The 24,561-nt window shown below is 37.2% G+C and carries 15 protein-coding genes and 1 pseudogene; 8 read left to right on the forward strand and 8 right to left on the reverse strand.

The features are described from left to right. Window positions 1-411 precede the first annotated feature (411 nt). The 5 genes from I6F43_RS12875 to I6F43_RS12895 form a co-directional block, all read right to left on the reverse strand. On the reverse strand, window positions 412-3,039 hold the full coding sequence (locus tag I6F43_RS12875; protein ID WP_076924415.1) for a TonB-dependent receptor: 2,628 nt from the start codon (window positions 3,037-3,039) through the stop codon (window positions 412-414). Between the two features lie 1,183 nt (window positions 3,040-4,222). After that, window positions 4,223-7,108, reverse strand: a complete 2,886-nt coding sequence (locus I6F43_RS12880) for a TonB-dependent receptor plug domain-containing protein (protein WP_024590778.1) — start codon at window positions 7,106-7,108, stop codon at window positions 4,223-4,225. 1,686 nt (window positions 7,109-8,794) lie between these two features. Further along, entirely contained in the window at window positions 8,795-9,037 is a 243-nt protein-coding gene (locus I6F43_RS12885) for a hypothetical protein (RefSeq protein ID WP_024593662.1), read from the reverse strand. 67 nt (window positions 9,038-9,104) lie between these two features. Beyond that, the gene (locus I6F43_RS12890) at window positions 9,105-11,993 is read right to left on the reverse strand and encodes a TonB-dependent receptor plug domain-containing protein (RefSeq protein ID WP_197102662.1); all 2,889 of its coding nucleotides are present in this window, start codon (window positions 11,991-11,993) and stop codon (window positions 9,105-9,107) included. 241 nt (window positions 11,994-12,234) lie between these two features. Further along, window positions 12,235-14,577, reverse strand: a complete 2,343-nt coding sequence (locus tag I6F43_RS12895) for a DNA polymerase II (protein WP_197102664.1) — start codon at window positions 14,575-14,577, stop codon at window positions 12,235-12,237. Window positions 14,578-14,770: 193 nt separating this feature from the next. On the opposite strand from I6F43_RS12895, the gene dinG reads away from it, so the two are divergent. Genes dinG through I6F43_RS12925 form a run of 6 tightly spaced genes read left to right on the forward strand, consistent with a single transcriptional unit; the run spans window position 14,771 to window position 19,608 of the window. Continuing rightward, window positions 14,771-16,846: an ATP-dependent DNA helicase DinG gene (gene dinG, locus I6F43_RS12900; protein ID WP_007584036.1), complete on the forward strand. Its 2,076-nt coding sequence runs from the start codon at window positions 14,771-14,773 to the stop codon at window positions 16,844-16,846. Further along, window positions 16,846-17,622, forward strand: a complete 777-nt coding sequence (locus I6F43_RS12905) for a sulfite exporter TauE/SafE family protein (RefSeq protein ID WP_197102666.1) — start codon at window positions 16,846-16,848, stop codon at window positions 17,620-17,622. Before dinG ends, I6F43_RS12905 begins: the two co-directional genes overlap by 1 nt. A 1-nt stretch (window position 17,623) precedes the next feature. Then, window positions 17,624-18,232, forward strand: coding sequence for a primosomal replication protein (locus tag I6F43_RS12910; protein WP_197102668.1), 609 nt, complete (start codon window positions 17,624-17,626; stop codon window positions 18,230-18,232). 13 nt (window positions 18,233-18,245) lie between these two features. Continuing rightward, on the forward strand, window positions 18,246-19,139 hold the full coding sequence (locus tag I6F43_RS12915) for a histone deacetylase family protein (protein ID WP_197102670.1): 894 nt from the start codon (window positions 18,246-18,248) through the stop codon (window positions 19,137-19,139). A gap of 51 nt (window positions 19,140-19,190) precedes the next feature. After that, window positions 19,191-19,472 (forward strand): late competence development ComFB family protein, encoded by a 282-nt coding sequence (locus I6F43_RS12920; RefSeq protein WP_197102672.1) that lies wholly within the window; start codon window positions 19,191-19,193, stop codon window positions 19,470-19,472. Next, window positions 19,456-19,608, forward strand: coding sequence for a DUF2496 domain-containing protein (locus tag I6F43_RS12925; RefSeq protein WP_007584045.1), 153 nt, complete (start codon window positions 19,456-19,458; stop codon window positions 19,606-19,608). Before I6F43_RS12920 ends, I6F43_RS12925 begins: the two co-directional genes overlap by 17 nt. Window positions 19,609-19,610: 2 nt before the next feature. Here the strand turns inward: I6F43_RS12925 and I6F43_RS12930 are convergent, their stop codons facing one another. Next, window positions 19,611-20,132, reverse strand: a complete 522-nt coding sequence (locus tag I6F43_RS12930) for a sel1 repeat family protein (protein WP_197102674.1) — start codon at window positions 20,130-20,132, stop codon at window positions 19,611-19,613. A 105-nt stretch (window positions 20,133-20,237) separates the two neighbouring features. On the opposite strand from I6F43_RS12930, the gene I6F43_RS12935 reads away from it, so the two are divergent. Further along, on the forward strand, window positions 20,238-21,122 hold the full coding sequence (locus I6F43_RS12935; RefSeq protein ID WP_197102676.1) for a DMT family transporter: 885 nt from the start codon (window positions 20,238-20,240) through the stop codon (window positions 21,120-21,122). A 43-nt stretch (window positions 21,123-21,165) separates the two neighbouring features. Here I6F43_RS12935 and I6F43_RS12940 read toward each other — a convergent pair whose 3' ends face one another. Continuing rightward, complete coding sequence (locus tag I6F43_RS12940) at window positions 21,166-23,364, reverse strand: exonuclease domain-containing protein (protein WP_197102678.1); 2,199 nt, start codon at window positions 23,362-23,364, stop codon at window positions 21,166-21,168. 89 nt (window positions 23,365-23,453) lie between these two features. Here I6F43_RS12940 and I6F43_RS12945 point away from each other — a divergent pair. Next, window positions 23,454-23,944 (forward strand): annotated as a pseudogene (locus I6F43_RS12945) (phosphatase domain-containing protein). A 94-nt stretch (window positions 23,945-24,038) separates the two neighbouring features. On the opposite strand, the gene I6F43_RS12950 reads toward I6F43_RS12945, so the two are convergent. Continuing rightward, the gene (locus I6F43_RS12950) at window positions 24,039-24,512 is read right to left on the reverse strand and encodes a hypothetical protein (RefSeq protein WP_197102680.1); all 474 of its coding nucleotides are present in this window, start codon (window positions 24,510-24,512) and stop codon (window positions 24,039-24,041) included. Window positions 24,513-24,561 lie beyond the last annotated feature (49 nt).

A 24,561-nucleotide genomic window follows, 5' to 3' on the forward strand; every position in this document is an offset into this window, starting at 1 on the left:
TAGTCCTACCTTATTAAATTGGGAGTAATTTAATATAAATTGTCGATGTATAAGGGAACTTCATTTTATAAAATATATAGTCGATAAAAACACTACTAATCCGTTGAATAATAAATGCCAGCTTTCAGTACAATAAAGCAGCTATGAACTTATATGTAATTTGCAAATATCATTACTTCGACTCTATTAAAAAACCACATTATCTATTTTTCGTGTCAGGTGAATATAATCGGAAAATCACAAGGTAACAAACTTAAAAATAAAGTGGGCCAGTAAGTACATACAAACCATAATTAAAATTTTAAAAGATAAAATAGAAAACCAAATGTAAAAAGGTCAGAAGCATAAGCAACTGACCTTTTTTTATAATCGTCAACGTATTAAAGACGAAACATAATCTATAAACGATTTTTAGAAGTTTTGTTCAACTTTTAAAAATACAGCTCGGCCTAAAACATCATATAATGATGTTGAAGCATCGCGATAACCTCTAGTGCCATCGTTTAGCTGTGGTGCTTCTTTATCAAACACATTGTTCACACCTAGTACAAACTTACCATTCCATTCATGGTTATATGATACTTGGATATTGTGTTTAATATAGCTTGGAATATCAGCTAAATATGTTACACCATACTCTTCATTACCTGAGTCTTGGTCGCCTATGTAGTATGTAGTCCATGCTGCACCAAATGCATCATTTGTCCAATCAAAGGTAACATTACCACGAAGCTCTGGGTACTCTTGTAAACCAGCGTAATCGAATGCGTCAGCACCCTCTTCTGTTACTTCTTCAAAGTCACTTACATAACTTAACTCACCTTTAAGAGCGAAGTTACCAATGCTAGATTCAAACATGTAAGCTGTTTTAAAATCAAAACCTGATGTTTCTAAACTCGCCATATTTTGGTCAAAGCTGTACATTACATCAATACGACCTGTATTTGGATCGCGAACTACTGCAGGGTTAGAACCATTGTCTTGCTCGTCTTTTAATAGACGTTCAACACTTACTGCTGCAATTCTGTTTTCTAACTTAATATTATAGTAAGAAAGCTCTACAGATAAGTCATCTGTTACATTCCAAACAAAACCTGTTGTAAATGATTCACCTTCTTCTGGCTCAAGATCTGGATTACCACCAAACCAAGTTTTATGTTGCTGTGAAGCATTTGGGTTACAGTAAATAGCATCAGAACCTGCATTGCCTTGCGTATCACACCAAATTGTATCGTAAGCTTTTTCGAAGCTTAGTGCCTGACTAGAGAACATTTCGCCCATGTTAGGTGCACGGAACGATTCACCCCAGCTAGCTCGCACTAATAGCGCATCAGAAGGACGCCATGCAACACCAATTTGAGGGGCAACATTATCGAATGTTCCTGATACAAATTGTGAACCAACGTCACCTTCTTGCTCGTACTTGTCGTATCGAACAGCTGCTTTAATATCAACATTGTATGGTAGGTTTACTTGAAGCTCTGAATATACAGATGTTCTATCACGTTCTGCATTAACATCGTCACCACCTGAGCCACCTGACACTCGACCTGAAGCCGATTGAGGGTCACTCATTTGTTCAAATTCTACTTGCTCAAATTCAGCACCAACTACGCCAGCAATCGAAACATCACCATTATCAAACAATAATGTAGATGCTACCGTATCAAATTGAGTACTTGTAAAACGAGCTTGATACACACCTGTGTGAGCAGCTTGCCCATACAAGTCTTTCATGCTGCTATCCCAGTTAGCAAAGCTCATTCCTGATGTATTAAAGATATCATATTCGCCGCTATCAATTAATTTCTGAACAACATCATCATTTATCAGGTTTGTATTGAATGAGTTAGTTGTAGAACGGCTGTGTTGTACATTAAATTCCCAGTCAATACCATTTGCAACATCTACAAAGCCGACTAAACCACCTAAGAAATCAATACTATTAATTTCAGTACGAGTATCTCGCTCACCAATGTTAGCTGAACGCATGTATAGAGTTAAATCTTCGCCTACAGGGTTTAAAGGATTATCAGCCAACATAGTTGGTTGGTTTGTAGATACAGGTGTACCTGCATAGCGAGAATCAGTTTCAGAAAGTGATGCACTTGCGCGACCGCGGAACTTTAAGTTATCAGTGAATTCATAATTGAAATTTGAAAGCATTGAGTTCTGAGTAGTATCACCAAATAACTTAGTTACTGCACCATAGTTATATAAACAGCGAGTGCCACCATCAACCGTGTTATTTGATTCTGCACACATAGTAGGGCTTGTAACCCAACCACTAGCACCATTACCATTTGGAACTGAGCTAAATGACGAATAATCAGCATAAGTCTCATCATTTAATTTCCAAATATCTCTATCGTATACTGATTCAGCATCATAATATTCATAAGTTAATGTAATATTACCCTTCTCACCAGAGTAACCTGTACTTACGTTAAAACGATTTGTATCACCACCTTCAGCACTAGGTAGCTCGGTATCATATGAAAAACTTAAACCGTTAAAGTCTTTTTTTGTAATAATGTTAATTACACCTGCAACAGCATCTGAGCCATATACAGCAGAAGCACCTTCACGAAGAATCTCAATTCTTTCTACTATTGCCATTGGAATACGAGAAGTATCTGCGGCAGCGCCTGAAGACGAACTTGTACCAGGCATACGGCGACCGTCAAGTAGCACTAATGTGTACTCAGCCCCAAGGCCACGCATGTTAATATTACTTGTTGCTGCTGCGCCGTTACCGTAGCCAGACATACCACGCCATGAACCAAAGCTATTTACAGAAGTATTATTTAAAACATCAGCAACTGATGCTTCACCTGATAATTGTAGATCTGCAGCGGTAATAACAGTTACTGGTGATGATGTTTCCATATCAACTTGCTTAATGCGAGACCCAGTTACTTCTATACGCTCAACTTTTTCTTTTTCTGCTGCCATAGAGCTTGCAGAAAAAGCAGCGGTGGATACCGCACTAAAAGCGATAGCTAAGCGAACTGCCTTTGAAATTTTATTATTTAACATATGGTTCTCCCTAGAATTCTATTTTAATTATTTTGTTTTCAAAACGGTCTGTAATTAATCACAGTACCTGTTTCGATTTGAATAGTAGTCCCAAGTTATGCAAAAGGTCAACACTTGGCTAACCAAATAAAACCCTTTATTTACAAAGCCTTAAAGTAACAAAAAACAAACACAATGCTCTTTCTGCATTATTGCATTATTGCATTATTGCAAAAACTTGATTTAGAATAAGTGCTATTTACTGAAGAAATCATATCTAAGTCTCGCCTCAAACAAGTTACTTACTTCCTTATTGTGGCGAATTATGTAGGTGTAAAAGCATGCAAAAAAATAAATTACCTACATAAAATTAACAAAAATGATTGAGACAACAATAGCTATTCAACTATCTGAAAAAGTACTACTTGGCCTTTCTAAAAAAGAAAGAATCCATAAGCTATATTTTCATTGATTTCAAAAATCGCACACCGATGGCAGGCTAACTAAAATAGCTGAGTCACTTTTTATAGTAATTACTATTAAATATGTATAAATGCTTAGTCTGTATTTCAGAAAGTCGGCGAGGTAGGAGTGTTAATAACTCCTTATATAGATAAAGACGCTATTCGAGTGACGCAAGCTTAATACTGAAACGAAAAAATGAAAGAGCTGCTGTTATGCGTGATGTAATGTGATGCTGCTGATAGCTTTAATACTCAAAGATATTAAAGCACCACCCTATTCATTAGATTAGAATATAATAAATTTAGAATAGGCTTTTAAAGGATACGAAGACGTTGTTAACGTAGCTTTGAAGCACGTAATCACTCTATCAATACAGTAATTGGCATATCAGATATGATCAAGGTTGAGGGCTGTACTACCAAATAATATATCCAATCACCACATTTTCAGCTTAAGTAATGAAAGATAATCTTTTGTTGATATCCATTATGTTTTTAAACTTCTGAAGAACCGCTAAGTAAATCCAACAATTTCCAGTCTAAAGAAACGTAATATCAACTAGATATAAAAAATTTTTGCCTAGTTATAGCGAAATTTACTTATCGTTAAATAAACCCCATATATAAGCCGGTTGGTATAAACACATATTAGGGCAAGTAAAATATAAAAAAAGCCTACTGAAATTTCAGTAGGCTTTAATATTAAACACTTTCGTTTATAAACTTATTTACTAAAGATATTAGAAACGTAAGTTTAGTCCTAAGTTGAAACGTCTGCCGTATACGTCGTAATACTCACCTTCATCGTATGTGCCAGGGTTTCTAGGAGGTGTAATATCAAATAAGTTTGAAACACCTAATCTTACTTCAAGCATTTCGCTAACAGTATAACGACCATTTATTGACCATTCTGTATAAGAAGGAACATCATTATAGTTGTTATTTTCAGCAGTCCACTCTCTGTCTAATACTGTTGAATGACGGTATTTACCAATCATACCTACGTATAAATCATCGTAAGTATAGCCTACCGTTAGGTTACCCTGCCAACGAGGGTATCTTACTTCACCAACTGTAGGTGTTGGTTCATAGCCTTCGCTAGAAACATCTGTATTAAACTCTCTATGCTCAAGGTAACTTGCTAGTAAACGGAAGTTAAATGAACCGTAGCTCGTTTCATACTTGTATGTACCTTCTAAATCAACACCTTTAAGAGAGTAAGATGCTAAGTTATATGGTCCATTACGAACCTCAGAAATATCAAGAGTCGTAGGATCACGGTCAACTAAGTCACAAGCACTATTATCTAAACTAGACGCTTCGTAACAATCATCAATTACACGCTGTGCACCTAAAGAGTTAATTGCATCTTCAACGTCAAAACTCCAATAATCTGCAATTAACGTGATATTTTCAGTTGGGGTATAAATTACACCAAATAATGTATCGTCAGACGTTTCTTCTTGAAGGTTTGCATTACCTGAATTCACACTTGGTGGAGTAACACTACGCCAATCATCAGATGGTCTCCAATCTCCAACTGTAGTACCTGGGTTTGGAATACCTGCAGCTTGACAGTTAGCAATTAAGTTTGCTTTTTTGCTATCACTCGCTGTAGATATATTAGTTTGGTCACATGGATCGCCATAAGACGCGAATGACTGAGTACCAGCAGAATAAAGTTGAGATAATGATGGAGCACGAACCGACTTAGACTTTGTACCACGGAAACGAAGTTCATCGTTCATTGCATAGTTAAAGCCTACCTTCCAAGCTACATTATCGCCCACTGAAGAGTAATCCATGTAACGAGCGGCTAACTCAAGGCTTAATGAATCAACAAATGGTGCATCCACTAATAATGGAACTGACATTTCAACACCAATTTCATCAACTGTAAATTCACCATCCCATGCTTTTACAAAGTTACCAAACACTAGATTATTCTGCATTGCTGCACCAGGTTCATTAGAACCAGTTTCTTTACGATGCTCAGCACTTAAAGCAAAAGAAACACCACCGGCAGGCATATCAAAAGCATAACCAGAAATAACACCACCAATAACTTGCTGCTGTTTAACTTTAGAAATTGATGCTGAGGTAGTAACGTAATCTAAAGCTTCTTGAGATGCACCATTAAGACCGAACAGGCTCAATGCCTGACAACCATCTAACGCACCAACTAAAGAACCATCTGAATCACGGTCTGCACAACGAATTGCTCCGTCAATTTCTACCGCGTCAATAGCCTTGTTAAAGTTCTCAGTAAGGAATTCACCGTTCCATGTAGTGTCGTTTTTATTGCGACCGTAACTAAAATATACTTCGTAATCGAACTCTTCTAGTAGTAACCCTTGGAAAGAAAGAGTTGTATTAAGTGTTGTACGATCATCTTCATAGGTACGATTACCAAAACCCGAAGCGAGCTTATAAATTGTAACTGAATCTCTACCAGCTTCATCTAATTGTGCTTTAGCAGCTGGGTCTAAAAATGCATTATCTGAACGAATCGATTCAGCAAGGAAAATTGGGCTACTTTCTGCATAAGCACTAGCTTTTGAGAAAGAAACTTCAAAATTCATTGAATGATCGTCAGCATAATTATTTACAATGTTTGTAAAAACATTAAAACGATTAAGTGGTGTTGCAAGATCTTGATGTTCAATAAATTTGTAACCATTAGAGAAGCCGTCACCAAAATATCTAAGTTGATTATTCGGCGCAGGTCTTGTTACACCACCAACTATAACGGGACTAAACTCACCATTATCACCAAATACAACATGGCCATCAGGTAAGAATGCATCACCTGCGCGATCGTAATAGCCTAGTGTTTGCAAACCGGCAAACTCACCTGTAGCTAAAATATTCTGTGGAATTCCATCTGTGTCAGAAACATTATCAGGGTTTAACATCCCAGAAACTGGGTTACGAAGAAAGTCACGGTCTTGAGCTTCAAGCTGTTCTGTTTCTGAGTAAGATAAGCTCGTAATAAAACTTATTTTGTCGCTTTCACCACCAAATGTGAATGAAAAAGACTCTTCTTCACCACCACTTTGTTCTGTAATAGATTTTTTGTAGTTGAAGTCCATAGTATCTTGAGACTTTTTCAAAATAATATTAACTACACCCGCAATTGCATCTGAACCGTAAACTGCTGACGCGCCGCCATGAACAATATCCATACGTTCAATCATTTCAGTCGGAATGCCGTTTAAATCTACCGCAGGATTATCTACAGAAGCACCTACGTATCGACGACCGTTTACAAGTACTAAAGTACGACCTTCTCCAAGCTGACGAAGATCTGTAGTATTTATACCCGCACCAAAAATAGTGTTAGTAGTTGTTGTAGGTGCAGAGCCTACGCCAGATGAAGGCAGCTTTTGTAACAAATCTGATATGTTTGTGATGCCGGCATTAGATAGCTCTTCGCCAGTAATTGTAGTTACAGGAGTAGGTGAAACCTCTGAAAAACGCTTAATACGCGAGCCTGTAACCTCTATACGTTCTACTTTTTCAACGCCTTCTTCTGCCGCAATTGAATTTGCAGCGAAAACAGCCGTTGATGCTGTACCAAAAGCAATCGCTAAGCGAACTGCCTTTGAAATTTTATTGTTTAACATTTGATTCTCCCTAGAATACTATTTTATTATTTATGCTTAATTTTTAAAATTAATGCGCAATAAAGCCACTTAATAAGACTAAAAATGCCTATATGAAGGTACAGTAGGACTTTATTGTGTGACGGATGATAGTACTAGAGAAACAAAGAGGTCAACACATTATTAACTTTAAACCAGTAAAAATAACAAATGTATCTTTCACCATTACAATAAAATCAACAGTAAGCAGCTGATTTTATTGAAAAAGTAATATGTGTATATTTAAAGCTTATATCACCTTAAAATAAAATACTTTAATAACAACAACTTGAATGTTTGTAAAGATTTGTAACAAAGCATCACTAAAATATATAAAAACATTCATATTTAGTAGAAATATCTAAAGCTGCAGGTTTAAAAAAGTGTCTCTTTTATTTAAGGTGAAATAAAAAACAACCTTACTATCAATTAGATAACCTCACTTTTATACCTTAACAATAAGATATATATGCGATTACTTTAGTCTTTTCGAGTATATGACTTATAGTATGCTTGTAAAATTTATTATAGGAATGGACCCAATTAATGTGTAAACATACATAATTACTTACTCCTTCCTTATTTTGCAATCTGAGTTGTAAATTTTATGTTTTTTAACTTAGATATGTGGAAAAAACCTTTTGAAGTAGTCACTTAAATTTTATCCTGATCTTTTTAGGATAAGCAGATTATAACCAAGCTACCTGTGTGGCTTTTATGTAAATACCTACTACTGCCTGCATTTAATTTGTTTGAAAAATTCAGTTTAGAACTATTGGGTACACATGTCAGATTATAAGTTTGGTTATATTATTTTGTAATTTGGCCTACATCGTGTTTAACCTGATTTATTGAGCTAGCCAGCTGCAAATCATAAATAAACTTTCTTTGATATGTCGTAAAAAATGTTCATTATCATTTTTATACTCGAAAAGAGCATCGACTGATGAGTGTTTGTTTAATGAGAGGAAATTATGAACTCAATTGTGAAGGTAGTGCTTGAACATTTGGTTATTAACTGGCCAATATTACTTCTTAAGGCTTGTTCTAATGATATTGAAATCATCTCTTTATTTACTAATTTGATAACATTCACTTGAGTATCACATTAACCGGTAAATCAAAGTTAAAACATCCAAAATTATCAGATAAGCTACATGTATTTGATACGGCCTTAACTGTTAATATTGGATGTACTTAAGAAGAGTTGCCCCCTATTAAGTGTAATGCGGGATACCCTCTATATTCATATTTACAGATACTTTTGCCGGGAGCCTCTACAATGATTATCGCTAGAAATAGAACAACTAAAGTTTATGGTTACTCAGAATAAATAAGCTATGAATTATAAATCACGACAAACACTTAAAACACTTACTTCCATTAAAATCAACCACTTAATTTCACGAAGAGATAAATAACATATAATATTTTTGTAAAACATACGTTATTGAAATACGAGAAAACACCAACTAAATACAAAGTTACCACGTTGACAAGGTTTGGCAGATAGTCGAAATTCAATGAAATAATGTAGCCTGGAGGAGGGGTAAGTTTAATAGCAAATAGTTTACTTAATATAGATAACCTGTCCGTATTATTATTAGTACTAACACATCAAGATTTCAAACATAAGTTAAAGTATTGCAATTAAACTTAGTAGTAAAATTAGTTCCTATCTTGGTAAATATTTCCTCTTTTGTTAATTTCTCTCATTGCCTCTTGGTTTTTTTTGCGTCTTTCTTCTGCCAACTCTTTTGACATGCATGTACGCTTTTTAATATTACTACCTGTCACCGCTATTTTTTCGCATACCATATTTTCATTACTGCTTAGAGAGTCTTCACTCAGTGAACTACAACCAGATAGAAATAGTAAACTTGAAATGATTATTACGATTAGCTTTTTCATTTTATTCCCTTAAAGTAAAAGCGCTAATATTATAAATATTAGCGCTTTATTATTGTTTTTCTGAACTCTAGAACTTAGCGTTAAGAGTCAAGAATATATGACGACCAGTTGTATTGTAAGTACGAGGGTCTGTATTATCGTTAAACCCTGTTGCTGCATACGGAGGATCTTCATCAAATACGTTATTAATACCAACAGTAGCTGTGTAGTTATCAAGGAAGTAACTAAAGCGAACATTGTGTATTACTTGTGAGTCAACGGTTCTAATAACATCATAAGAATCAAGAGTACCACTGATATTAACGGCTTCAGTTCTAAATGAAGAGTTAACATCAGCTAAATCATCAGGGTCAATATTTGTAAAGTTTTCTTCAACTTCACCAATGTAACGCAATGCATAAGTTGCAGACCAATTCTCTTGAGCTAACGATACATTGAAGTTAGTTTTCCACTCAGGGAAGTTACCATCACCACTATTTCGGCGGTAGTAGCCAGCATTTTGAAGTGTTGAACCGTCGGCTTGAGTTATTGTATAGTCGTCATAGTAAGTTGCATCTAAGCTTGCTGATAATGAACCAATTGACGTATCAGTTGTATAAGCAACATTAAAGTCGTAACCAGATGACTCTACACCACCAACATTTATGTTTCTGTTATCAATGTCACTTGAGTTACCAGCTAAAATACCTGATGTATAACGAGTTATTTGATCACAGTATGTACCGCTTTCAGCACACTTGTTTAAAATTAACTGCTCGCCTACAGAGCTAATTGCATTTTCCAGCTCGATATCCCAGTAATCGATTGTGAAAGATAAACCATCAACAAACTCAGGGCTATAAACTACACCAACTGTAAATATATCAGCTTCTTCTGGTTGCAACTCTGGGTTACCACCAAGAGTAGAAGATAATTGGTCGCCAATAGGTTCAAAACCAGCTGCTGGTACGCCGTCAGCTATACAGAATGATGTAGGGTTAGTAGCACACGGGTCCGAAACTTCAGGGCTATTATCTGATGCGCCAGAGAATAAATCAGAAGTTGAAGGTGCTCTAAATGCAGTAGATGATGTTCCTCGGAACATAAGGCCGTCCATAGGAGACCATTTAATTCCTACTTTATGGTTTGTAGTATCGCCAAAAGTATCATAATCAGAATAACGAATTGCTAAATCTAGCTCTAACACTTTTGCAAAAGGTGCGTCATATAATAGCGGTACATTAAACTCAGCATAAGCCTCATCTACAGTGTAGCTGCCTGATGTTTCTTGACGGCTAGATCCAGATGTAATTCCTAATGCTATTAGTGCATCAGGGAAATCACCACCTTTCTCTTCACGATGCTCTAGACCAAATGCCATACCTAAACTACCTGCTGGTAATTCAAATGCACTACCAAACACACTACCACTAATAATTTGCTGTTCGTTTGAACCAAAATCGTGAGCTTCAAACGAAATAAAATCTAACATTTCTTGAGTAACTTGAGTATCAGTTCCTGGGATACCAAATACATTTAATGATGTACAACCAGCGATAGGATCATCTACAGTTCCACATACAATGCTACCGTCAACGTCTTGGAATGAAGGACCTACGGCTTGTGAAACTTTTTCAAAGTTTACGCCACCAGCTCGTTTAGTTGTAGAATCACTTGAACCAAAGATGTATGAAACTTCATAACCCCAATCGTCATTGATATCGCCTTCAAAACCAACTACTGCGCGAACTGTATCTACGCGAAATTGAGTATCTCGACCGCCAGTTTCAACCATACGACGGCGCCAATCAGAAATCTCAACTGAGTCACCATTTCTGTCTTTAGGACCAAATTGTTGGTTATAGTAGTTATCTGCAGAATAATTTGCATTTGTCACACCAAAGAACGCAAGTGGTGCTAGAGGTAATGGAGCAAGCTTAGTATCTGAAATACGGCGGTTTAAACTAACTTCTGAAAAGAAACGAACATGATCAGAAAACTCATAGTTACTCTGAACAAATACGCCATATCGCTCAGCCGGAGTTAAGTGAAAGTTTACAGGCGCAAAGTTGTAAGTATCTTTATCCCAATCCCAACAATCATAACCAGTTGGATTAGAAAAATCGCTTGGATCTGATTGACCAGGACCATTAGCTGCACCGTGAGTAAAAGAAGAACAATCTTCACCAGCTACTGAACCATCAATACCGTTGTAACGACCCCATGGTGGAGCTGAAGAACCACCTTTAGAAAGCTCACCTGTATGATCCATGTCTAAAGAAAATTTAGACCAATCTCTATCACCAGAAGACTGAGAACCCTGCTGAACGTAATATGCACTAGCTACCACGCTGCCTTTATCGCTTGCTAAACCTACAGTAAAATCGTAGCTTTTAGTTTCGCCATCACCGCCATGTGTCGAAGCATCGTAACTTGCTGTAGCTTCAAAACCTTCAAAATCATTACGTGTAATAACGTTAACTACACCGCCAATAGCATCTGAACCGTAAATTGCAGAAGCACCGTCTTTTAGAATTTCAACTCGCTTGATAATTGCTGTAGGGATTGTACTTAAATCTACAGAAGAGTTTGCACCGCTACCCGACGCAACCATTCTACGGCCATTTAATAATACTAGCGTTCTTGAAGAACCCAAACCGCGTAAAGATACACGCACCGCGCCTGAGCCACCATTATTAACAGAAGCATTAGTACCCGCACCAGCAACTGAAGGAATTTCTTGAAGAATGTCACCTACGTTACCAATACCTGAAGCAATTAGGTCATCGCGTGTTAATATTTGTACTGGATTCGCACCTTCCATATCAGTTCTTTTGATACGTGAACCAGTTACTTCAATTCTTTCTACTTTATCGGCGCCTTCGGCTGCCATTGTATTACCTGAAAATACAGCTGTTGAAGCTGCACCAAATGCAAGTGCGACACGCACTGCTTTAGCTACTTGATTGTTTAACATTTGATTCTCCCTGGTGTCACTACTTTATAGTAGTAATCATTATTTAATTATTTTAGTTACATAAGATTAACAGTAACTAAGGCAAATAATAAACAAAAACCACCAAAAAGCCAACAAAAAGTTAACAAACCTTTGCGGAAAAAGAAATATTTGCGAATATAATAATTAAAATCGCAATAAACTAGAATAAATAAGATGTGGACAGTATGAAAACACAGATATGTTGCTATTTATGGTGTTATTAAAAAAGTTTCTCTTGTAAATTTAACCCAAAAGAAACACTTGAGTGCGAAACAAGATCAACCATTTCAATTAACGGTACAATCTGTTTTTCTACATAAATTGCATAGTCATAGCTATGTAGGCCTTGATACAGTTCAACTCCAGCAGTTGTGTAAACGAATGTAACAAATTCGCCTCTATTAACTGTAAATTCGCTATTTTTTTTCTGGTGTTTTTTAACTGCTTGAACATGAGGGGGGATATTTTTCTTATAATCGATTAAGTTTTGACCTAATCTCTTTTTGAAAATAAGTAAATGGTCAAAATCACCTTGATATAACTTTGTTGTATAGTCTTTAACAAGGTCATTTATATTTAAATTTCCATCAAAAAGACTAGTAAATAGCTCGAACTGGAATTGTTGAGCAAGTTTAGTCCAATCACTTCTTACTGTTTCTAATCCTTTAAATACTAGTTTTGATTCGTTTGGTTTAATTAATTTACCGACATAGCGCTTTTTAGAGCCAACTAGCTTTCCCCTTATGGTTGGCAAAAAGAAAGGGCTATAAAGAGATTCAAATTCTATCTCCAAGTGACTTGTTAAGTTGTGCGTTTGTTTAATCTCGTTAATCCAATCTGTAGTTATTTTTTTAGCTAAAAACATGCCAATTTCATTACACTCATCTGGTGTTAGCTCATCATCCAACTTAATAAATGTAGAATCGGTATCACCATAAATAACGCTATAACCAAGCTCTTCTATCCATTTTTTAGTTTGTAGCATTATTTCGTGCCCTCTTAACGTAATAGAGCTAGATAACCTGGGATCGTAAAACCTGCACCCTTTTGAGCCTAAAACACCATATAAGCTATTCATTATTATTTTAATTGCTTGAGAAAGCATTTGATCTTGATTGTCTTTGGCAAGCTGCCTTTGGGACGCTAAGCTTTTAACAAGTAAAGGTAAGTGATGCTTGTCTCGCGAGAATAGGGCTTCATTAAAACCCTGCACACTTTTGTTTGGATTTTTTAAACCTTCTATCAGTCCAAGTGGATCAATGTAGAAAGTTTGCATAATACTGGGGTACAAGCTTTTAAAATCTAAAACAATGACATTTTTATAAAGCCCAGGAATAGACTCCATTACATAACCGCCTGGGCTTTCAAATGTAAGTCCATGATCGCCCATATTAGGAGCAACATAACCGCTGCGATGCAGTAATGGTAAATACATATTAATAAAAGCAGCGACAGAGCCGCCCTTTTTTTCAAGTTCTAATCCTGTAAGCTTTGTTCTTATAATAGAAAAATCGAGTAGCTTTAATTTATCAAAAATTTTATTTACCAAAATACAATCTTGTCGATTATATTTTGCTAAAGAAAGCTTATCTTCATTAAATTGCCTAATAATTTCTTGCAGACTATTAGCCGTGTCGATTAATTTGGACTCACCCAACACTTGATTTGAAACATTAGCTAAAGAAAAACTCTCAAAGCTATATGTACCATTTTTTAAAGTGTCTATTCCATCAACCACACATCGCCCAGGGATCGATACTCGAGTAAAGTGTCCTTTGCGAACATATAAAGGTTGATCTCCCCTACCCAGTAATAACTTAATGCCTAGTGCTTCAGCTCTTTCATGAATAACCGAAAAATCGAACTCAATTACATTCCAGCCAATTATTACATCAGGATCGCTAAGCTTAATAAAATGCTCTACCCCCTTTAGCAGCTCAGCCTCATCTACACACCAAATAATATCAAACTCTAGGTTTGCAGCCTCTCTATCTGGCTCGCCAATCATTAAAACACAGTCTAAATTACAGCCCACAAGTCCAACAGAAAACAACACGCCACTTTCGTTACATTCAATGTCTAATGAGAGTTTATTAAGAGCTGGTGAATACTCATCATTTGCTTTTAATTTTGCCTCTGTTACTAATGTATAACCATTTTGATAAAAAACATTACCCGTTATCCAAGCACCTCCTTTTATAAAACGCTCCATTAGGTAGCGCTCTATTGGTCGAATATCTTCTTCAAATAATACAACTCCACGTTGCTTTAAAGCTTTAGCAGCAGAATAAAAATGCTTTAGTGATTTGAAGTAACAGGCCGACATATCTTCTTGCTGAAAGTTTTTTAACCCAAGACTTTTAATATTAAAGATAAGTGACTCAGCTGCTAATATTTCATGCGCTATTTCAGCATCTTTACTTTTGATAAAAAACAGCGCATTTTCGTTAACTGATATAGTTTTTATAGGCCCTTTATTACTACAAAACCACGCTTCGTAGCAGATGCCGTTAGCAGTATCATAAGCATGAGAAGAAACAATAAAACCGGCTGTTAAGTACATTATTACTAAACCTTATACATATATATGTAAGTTTTTACTTAATTCAAAATGCTTTAAAGCCATACATTCAACCTAAATAAACACTCAGATACTTTATTTGCTAAATTAATCTCATCACTTCTTGTAGTTACACTCTTATAACTCTAAAATCCATAGCACTGTAATTATATACATACTTTAGGTAAATCATCCCATGCTTTCTGACTCACTAAAAAAAACAATTAGGCAAGTACACCAGCATGTGGCTAGCAACCTAAACGATTATCGCCCTCGTAGCAGTCAAAACTACCTTGTAGCCGAAATAGCAAAAACGCTTGCTGGCGAATACCATAAAAAGCAGCGCATTTGCGTAATTGAAGCAGGCACCGGTACAGGTAAGTCTCTTGCCTATTGTTTAGGCGCATTACCGCTTGCCTTAGCGCAAAAGAAGAAGCTAGTTATTTCTACCGCAACCGTTGCACTGCAAGAACAATTAATAGCAAAAGAACTCCCATTTTTTAAAAAGCATTCAGGCCTCGACTTTAAATTTGATTTAGTAAAAGGTCGCCATCGTTATATTTGTGCCCACAAATTACATAATGCTGTAAACGGCGATAGCCAAACACAAATGGACTTTATGCCAACGCTTACTTCACCATTGAGCGCAATGGAAACCAAGTGTTTGAATGAGCTATATAACGCCTATGTGAATAAAAAATGGCAAGGCGATAGAGACAGCTGGGCCGATACTGTACCCGATAGAGTGTGGAACTTAATAGCGTGCGATAAACATTCATGCCAACGCCAAATGAAGGCCCATCAAACGTGTCCGTTTCAGCTTGCTCGTAATCAATTAATGCAAATGGATGTGCTGGTAATTAACCACTCTTTATTACTTGCCGATTTAGACCTAGGCGGTGGTAAAATTTTACCAGAGCCCGACAACACCATTTATGTAATTGATGAAGCACACCATTTAGCACATATAACACGCGATTTTTCATCGGCCGCAGCAACGATTAAAGGCACAATAGAATGGCTTGATAAGCTCACCAAGTTTAGCGGGAAAATGGCGAAGGTTTTAGTGGGGCAAAGAGCTATTGGGCAAAACTTTAAACTTTGCGACAGCATTAATGACGCGAATAAAGATTTAAAAGTAGTTCGCGATATTCTTGATAATGCCGACTTTGAATACTCAAAAGACGATACTTATCGCTTTGAACACGGTGAAATTCCACAATCGCTGCACAGTAAAGCAAAAGATATAAGCGAAGCCACGCAAGATGCGCTGCGCTGTTTAAACAAAATGCACGACACCCTTACCCAAGATGTAAGTGATGGCGACATAAAACCTTACGTTGCCGACCCAATACTAGGCGAAAGCGGTCAATACATAAACCGGTTAGAACAACTAAACAAACTTTGGTTTAGTTACGCAAAAAAAGGCGAAGGTGCTCCTCATGCACGGTGGATAAAACGCCTTGAATACAAAAGCCATCACGATCACTTATTAAGCGACTGCCCTATCGAGGTCGGTTATTATTTAAAAGATAAATTGTGGCGAGAATGCGCGGGCGCTGTTTTGTGCTCTGCTACATTAAGTGCACTGGGCTCGTTCGATCACTTTGCTTACGAAACAGGGCTTGCTAAAGAAGAAGGCGTTAAATTTATTAAAGTACCTTCTCCTTTTGATTACCCCAAACAAGCCACTTTACGTATTCCGGTATCTAAAGTAGAACCTACCGATAAAGATTTTAGTGATCACTTAGCTAAAACTTTACCAGAGTACCTAAATGATAAAAAAGCGAACCTTGTACTATTCGCTTCTTACTGGCAAATGGACCACGTAACAAAGTTTCTTAGAACAAAAGGTTTTAACTTATTAGTACAAGGTGAGATGTCGCGAGAAGCGTTGCTTAAATTACACACTAAAAATGTAGACGAAGGCAAAGGCAGTATTTTATTCGGAACACAAAGCCTTTCGGAAGGGCTTGATTTACCTGGTAAATATTTAGAGAACTTAATAATTACTAAAATTCCGTTTGCTGTACCTACTTCGCCGATAGAAGAAGCGCAAGCAGAATTTGTACAAAGCAAAGGCGGTAACCCGTTTTTAACGATTACCGTGCCCGACGCCGCAAAGAAATTGGTACAAAGCTGTGGTAGACTGCTGCGAAAAGAGAGTGACGAAGGCTGTATTACTATTCTCGATAGACGCTTAGTTACTAAGCGATACGGTAAAGCCATGCTCGACACCCTACCACCTTTTAAAAGACAAATTGATTATTAATGTTTGAACTCGCACTCGATCCAACAACCTGGGCTGTTTTATGTGCTGTTGCACTTGCCGCAGGTTTTATAGACGCTATCGCCGGTGGCGGTGGTATGTTAACTGTGCCCGCTTTATTAACTGCAGGCTTACCTCCACATTTAACACTAGGCACCAATAAACTCGCGGCAAGTTTTGGCTCTTTAACAGCCAGTTATACTTATTACAAAAAGAACTTATTTAGTCCAAAGTTTTGGGCAGCCTCTATTATTGCTACCGCAATAGGTGCATTGATAGGGACTGTTATTGTTGACCATTTAAGTATCGATTTTTTAAACAAACTACTGCCTATTATTATTATTTTAGTTGCCGCTTATAGCTTATTTGGTAATTTAAGTACCACAGAAGGCGATGAACTCCCTAAACTCAACAAAGCGATGAAAATAAAACAATGGCTACAGGGTTTAGCATTAGGCTTTTTTGATGGTTTAGTAGGCCCAGGTACGGGGACATTTTGGACCGCTTCTAATGGCATGCTTTATAAAATGAACTTGCTACTCAATTGTGGTTTAGCGCGTTCAATGAACTTTGTTTCTAATTTTATATCGCTCATCACCTTTGTAGCACTCGGCCATGTAAACTTTTTACTTGGCATAACAATGGGCTTTTTTATTATGCTAGGCGCATGGTTTGGAGCACATTCAGCAATACGTTTTGGTAGTAAATTTATTCGCCCTGTATTTAATACTATGGTTATACTTTTAGCATTAAAACTAATTTACGAGGCTTACTTTTAATATGCACCCTACAGCTTTAGATAAACTACGCCAACAAGTTGCAACGCTAAAACAACAAGCTGAGCAATTTGATAAAGCTAAACTTTTTTCTAAAAATCGTTACATGCAAGCGCAACCTAGCTTGTTTGACCGCGCAGTTTTTAGTACCAAAAGCATGAACCTAGTCGATTACGTAATAGAAATAGAAGATGAAGTGTCAAGATTACCGCCAAGTGAGCATCGCCATGCTTATACCTACGCGCTTGAACGTATAGGAGCTCAGGTACAAGCTGTATTCAACGTTATTAAATCAACGCCTATTTGGATTAAAGAAAACAAAAGCCATTATAAACCACGCCCTAAGCAAACCGTTTATAAGCAAGCGGTACAAAAAATAATGCAATCATCGCACGAGCTTTACGACGAATTAAAACAAAACCATGAGTTTGAACGCCGTTTAGTGCTCATGATTGAAGAGCGTAAAATGCAAATGGATAAAGCATCGCCAGCTAAAGCACAAAAGCTTAACCTTGAAATATTAAGCACACACGCTCGATTAGGCCGCTGCAGAAAAGCAATTTCTGCCACCGAGGACAAAATACAACAAGTAGAAAAACAGCAGCTGCGTTAAGCCGAACTTTACTATGCAGCTTTATTATCATCCATTGTATTCAGACCTTATCCTTGCAGAACGTCATCGATTTCCTATTCAAAAGTATAAGCTACTTAAAACAGAAATAGAAAACCTAGGTGTTTCGGCTATTCACTTTCAAGAGCCTATAAAAGCAACTAAATCTCAACTTTCGCTATGTCATAGCCAACGTTATATAGATGACTTTTTAAATGGGACTCTAGGTGATAAAGCAATTAAAAAGATGGGATTTCCCTATTCGCAACAACTTGTAGAGCGTACTCTTTTATCTATTGGCGGGAGTATTCAAGCTGCTGAAGCGGCTTTTAGTCACGATCTAACCTTCAATTTAAGCGGTGGTTATCATCATTCTCATAGTGATTTTGGCAGTGGCTTTTGTATTTTTAATGATTTAGCTATTGCAGCAGCACATTTAATAAATACAGAGCAAGCCGACACTGTTTTAATTTTTGATTGCGACGTACACCAAGGCGATGGCACAGCACAAATCACTCAAAACCATAACCAAATTATTACCTGCTCAATTCATTGTGAACAAAATTTTCCTCGTAATAAGCAAGAGTCCACTTACGACTTTGCATTGCCCGCTAAAACAGCCGACGATGAGTACCTTGCTACATTAAAGCAAGCACTCGATTTTTGCGTGCGCATACATAACCCTGATATTATTTTGTATAATGCAGGCGTTGATATTTACACTAAAGACGAGTTAGGCTTGTTTAATATATCGCTCAATGGCGTATATGAGCGCGACTTGTTTGTTCTCAACTTCTGTAAGCAACATCAAATCCCACTAATGTGCGCTTTAGGCGGCGGTTATCAGCGTAATTTGAGTTCACTAATTAATGTTCATAAACAACTATTTAAAGCCGCTATCGATTTATAGTAAGCCTTAGTATAGACTCAGTTAAACGGATTATTTTAAAGCGGTGGGAATATGCGATTACACGAAGACATACACAACTATTACGAAAAGATTGTAGTTGAAGAAATCATCAAACTTAAACTTGATGAAAAATATGATGAAGATGTAATGGCTGACTTTTGTTGTACGGTACTAAATCAGCTCCCGCCACGATATATTCGCTACGATGTAGATATGGCGTTTTATTTACCGCAATCAGAACGCATACATATTGAACAACGTGTGCAAACAGCAATAAATGTCGCCATTAGCCAAATATCAAAAAAGAAAGAGTTAAATGACAAGCCCACTTGATCAAGCCCCTACACATATTAAACTTGCAGTAGATTTAATTATGATACTAGAGCAACACGATGTTGCTCCAGAAGAGGTCTTAAAAGCACTCGATATTGTTAAAAGCGACTTTGAAAAAAAGCTAGAAAAGCCATAACTCTATTCTATTATTTGTATGTCGTGCTCGGTAACGCTACCTTCGTGCTTAGTGCAATCAATTTTAACTTCACCAAATGTACGCCTAGGCGAAGTTGAACGACGACAGGTCATATTTTGTGCTTTAACGCCAAATTGCGTTATATACAACGCAACTGTTTCGTCTATTTGTTGTTTTTGCTGCGTAGTCGCTGCACTGTAAAATACATCGTATTGCGCAGACCAATTTTCAACCCCCGCTTCTTTTGCAACGCCTAGCCAGCCCATCCCTAGTTTAGTAGATTGCTCCAAGTATTGGCCTTTCAAAAACATAAACGCCAACGTGTATTGTGCGCTTTTATAGCCTAGCCCAGCAGGCTCTTTTAAATAATTGAAAGCGGCTTCAAACTGTCCTTTTCGATACGCTTTAATACCATTGTATTCATTCTTTTTCATGGTGGTATCACTGTAAAGGTTGATTGAGCTTGAATTACATCCACCCAAAAAAGTGATAAATACCATAGAAACTACTGAGAACTTTTTCATTCTTATCCTTAATGTATTATTTTTATATGCCAGTTCCGAATATGGCTTACACTTTTTATAAACCCTGTTATTCTAAAAACCAATCAGCATAATTAAAATACTATCATGACCTTAGCAAGCTTACTGCGATTATTTTTTCTGGCCGCTATATGGGGCGCTTCTTTTTTATTTATGCGAATGGCAGCTAACAGCTTGGGGCCTGCGGTATTAATTGAGTTTAGAGTAGGCTTTGCTGCAGTTACTTTATTTATTGTTGCTTTGTATTTAAAACGCCGCTTAGCGTTTGTCCAACATAAAAAACACTTTTTTATTATAGGCGCGTTTAACTCTGCTCTTCCGTTTTTATTTTTTGCTTACGCAGCCCAAACTATTAGCGCATCCACACTCTCAATTTTAAATTCTACAACACCAATATGGGGTGTTGTCGTTGGAATTTTATGGACGAAAACAAAGCCCAATAAAAGTATGGTGCTTGGTTTACTACTTGGCTTAATAGGCGTTGCAATACTCGTTGGGCAAAATCACTTTGTATTAAATAGCCAATCAATCATAGCTATAGTAGCGGCATTAAGCGCTTCACTTTGCTATGCCATTGCATCGCATTACACTAAAAATGCGCCCAAATTGGCTCCATTCGATAACGCCCATGGCTCAATGTGGGCTTCGAGCTTTATGGTATTACCGCTTATCTTATTTATGCCAATTCGAGAAATACCAAGCACCAACATTATGCTAGGTGTATTAGTACTGGGCGTAGTATGTACCGCCCTTGCTTATATTTTATTTTTTAAATTAATCGACGATATTGGCCCAACCTCAGCACTCACGGTTACATTTTTAATTCCATTATTTGGCATATTTTGGGGGCATTTATTTTTAGATGAGCAAATAGGGCCAAATACATTACTAGGCGCACTATTTGTAATTGTAGGCACTATGCTGGTTACTGGTTTCTTACCACGAAAAAAGCACTTAGCTAAAACAAGCTAAGTGCTTTAAATTGCATACTACTTCTTGCGTTAAGATTTACTGCTTATTCACTAATTTGGGATTGCTGAATAAGTAACAATAACTCAGCAGTAGCCGTTGCATCAGCAAGTGCGCGGTGATGACTAGTTAAATTTAAATTAAAATGCGATGAGAGATTACCAAGCGAATACGACTTTAAGCCTTTAAACGCTTTGCGCGATTCAACCACGGTGCACATTTTTGGCATTTTAAAAAAGTGCCCTGCCATCTCGCACTCTTTTTTAATAAAGCCATAGTCAAAATTAACGTTATGGGCTACAAAAATACTGCCTGCGAGTATATCTAATAGCGGCTTAACTATATCGACAAATACAGGCGCGTTGTAAACAATACTGTCGCTAATACCGGTTAATGACGTAATAAAGCCAGGTATATGGCGCTCGGGGTTAACTAAGCTTGTCCAAGTATCAATGACTTTACCGTGCTGCACTTTAACTATGCCAATTTCGGTAATTCGGTTGCCGCCTTTTAAGCCGCCCGTGGTTTCTATATCAACTACGCTGTAAACACGGTTTGGGTCTACAAACCACTTAACTGCGGCAATATGTACCGTAAAGCCCACATTTTTTAAATTATCTATGGTGGTTAATTGGTTGCGCCTAAGCTTATCGCCTGGGGCTTTTACTTCTTCAAAATGTACTTGGCCATTATTAATAACCATTAAATCGGGGTAGCCGTCTTTTAGCTGTAAATAATGTTTACTCATAGCCGTTAAGTGCGCAATTAGCGCCTTAATAGGGCTGTTTAAAATAAGCGCCTCTAGTGGCTCTAATAAATTGCTGCGCCATCTAAACAAACCGTTAGGTTGCTCAAAGTATTGCGCTGCATGTTTGCATACTAAATTAAGTAATGCTTGCGACGTTTGGCACTGCGCTAAGCGCTCATTTATCTGTGTTTGCTGCGCTTCATAAAAATTACCAAGCCTTAATACTTGCGGATAAATATCAAACTCATTGCATGGCGGATAAGGCGACTCCACAAATAACTCATGCCAAAATACTAAACCAAACAAACTTTGCCAAAGCGTGTTTTCGGTATTAAATACAGCCATACCTTGGCGAGTATAATAATCGTTTACGCCCTGCTCTACTTCACCTCGGTACAGTTCATCTATTTCTAGCACGCACTGAGTATCGGTAAGCATGGCACTTAAACGCGAACGTGTTTTTTTATTAAACTTACGCATTAAAAAATCGTCAGCAAAATAAAGTAAATCATCAGTAAGTGGGTTTTCGATAATGGCTTCTAATCGAGCTTTTACCCACTCTTTATTGCCAAGCCTGTATTGCTCTCTTATTTGAATTTCTTGTGCTTCGCTATCATCCACACACCCTTCAAGTAAACTAAAAGCAAGTTCGCTATCAACTGTTTTTAGCTGCCTATAAAGCCTAACTAATAGTTTGTTTTTTAATGCAACGGCAATTGCACCCTGTGCAGCTTGCACTAAAACCTGCGACGCTAAAGCAACGTAATCGCTCTCATCTGTAATATTTTTAAATGCTAATCGGTAACGGTTTAATAAATAGTTTGATTGCGCTTCGTCAAGTGTTTCAAAGCGCGACAAGCTCTCGCTGTGTCCTTCGCGCGTAGCGGTTAAGCCTAAGTCTCGCATTACAAAACGGTTTTGATGATTCACATCGCCACTGCTTAGTTTGCCTGCAAATAAAAACTCAAAATATTCGTAGTAATCACTGCGGTTGTTAATTACATACTGGCTATAAAGTGGCGCAAGCCCTTGTGGGCATGCTTTAAAAAATTCACGCGCAACATCCACCAGCGCGCCTTTAGCGGCGCTTTTTTTAAAGCTTATTTGCTCACTGTAATTACTTAGCAACTCAACCAAAGAAGGCTTAGTTAAGTGCGCTAAAAGCTGCGAATAATGCTGCTCGTTTGGCTCAAATAAAATACCGGCTTTTTTTAGCGTATAAATAGCCTGATGCGGCGAGGTTATTTCTTCATAATTAAGCGATTGCGCCTGCACTAAATAAGGCTTTCGCGAGTACACACGCGCCAACATGCACTGGCTTTGCTCATCTAGCTGATTAATTTTACTAATAAATTCACTATGTTTGGGCTCAAGCAAATGCATACATTTACTTGTTACAAACTCAATAAGCTCTCTAAAATGCGCTAAATAGTATTTTGCTGGTAATTCTTTTTTCATAATATCGCCACAACTGTATATAAAAACAGTATCTAGCATTTGTGCTTATTATTCAATCTTAAACTTGTAACTAAAACACGCTATAGTGAGCGTATAAAAGTAAATTCATTAAAAATAAAGGACTTACCATGAGCGCACACCCGTACGATGTTTTATCACTCAACAACGGCGCAAATATTATTTTTACGCCCTGCCCTGGCACAAAAACGCAAAACCTAGCGGATTCAATCACCACATTAAAGGCGGCTGGCACTCACATGCTGCTTTCACTTATGCCGCAAAAAGAACTTGAAAAAAACAACGTAGAAACAATTAATAGTGAGTGCAATAAGCACGATATAACCTGGTTTCATTTACCTATAAATGACGACGAAGCACCCAAACAGCCTTTTACATCAAGCTGGAACACCCACAAAACCGACATATTACAGGCCATACAACACAAAAAACCATTGCCATACATTGTAAAGGCGGTACAGGCCGCACAGGGTTGGTCGCTGCGCTTATTTTAAATTCGGCAGGTTACACAAAGGATGATGTGTACAGCCTAGTACAAGGCATTCGCCCTAAAGCTCTTACTATAGAATTGCAAAAAGAGTACTTTGATAACTTTGAGTAGTGAGGCAGTGATTAGGTAGGGTTTAGCTGTATAAATAGCACTAAAAGTACTTTTATGATGGCGATAGATTAACGTTGATGAGTTTAGCCACTTGTTAGCTTTCGTTGCCGAATAAGCCAAGAAGGTATTCACCTGATTCATTATTATAAGAATTACCTAACTTTTTAAAACCAAACTTTGGAAATGAATGCTGCTTTGCACCATTAGAGTCCCCTGTAGTTGCAAAAGTAATAACATCGTAATTAGCTTCTAAGACAGTTTCCATTAATTTATTGCCAACGCCGTTAACTGTTACGTAAATATACCCTATTTCGAAACTATAAAGCGATGACTTTTCACTTACGCCAGCAGCTTTGAATAGCTTGTTTTTGTATGACGAGGCTGGATTTTTTAGAGTTCCAATTGCGACGCAAACATCACCGTTCCAGATGAATACCAATTTTTGTGTGCGTTCAATTTTTTCTCGAAGTATGTAGCTAACAACTTGCCCACCATCTTCAGTCAATTTTTCAAAAGTACTAATTTTTATTTCAGTACACTCACTTGGAGATTTGATAATAGTTTGCATAACCACCTTGAGAAACATAACGAGCCTGTAGATTTACTCTTTTTTATTT

It is taken from the genome of Pseudoalteromonas sp. NZS71_1 (assembly GCF_015864305.1).
Taxonomy (GTDB): Bacteria; Pseudomonadota; Gammaproteobacteria; order Enterobacterales; family Alteromonadaceae; genus Pseudoalteromonas; species Pseudoalteromonas arctica.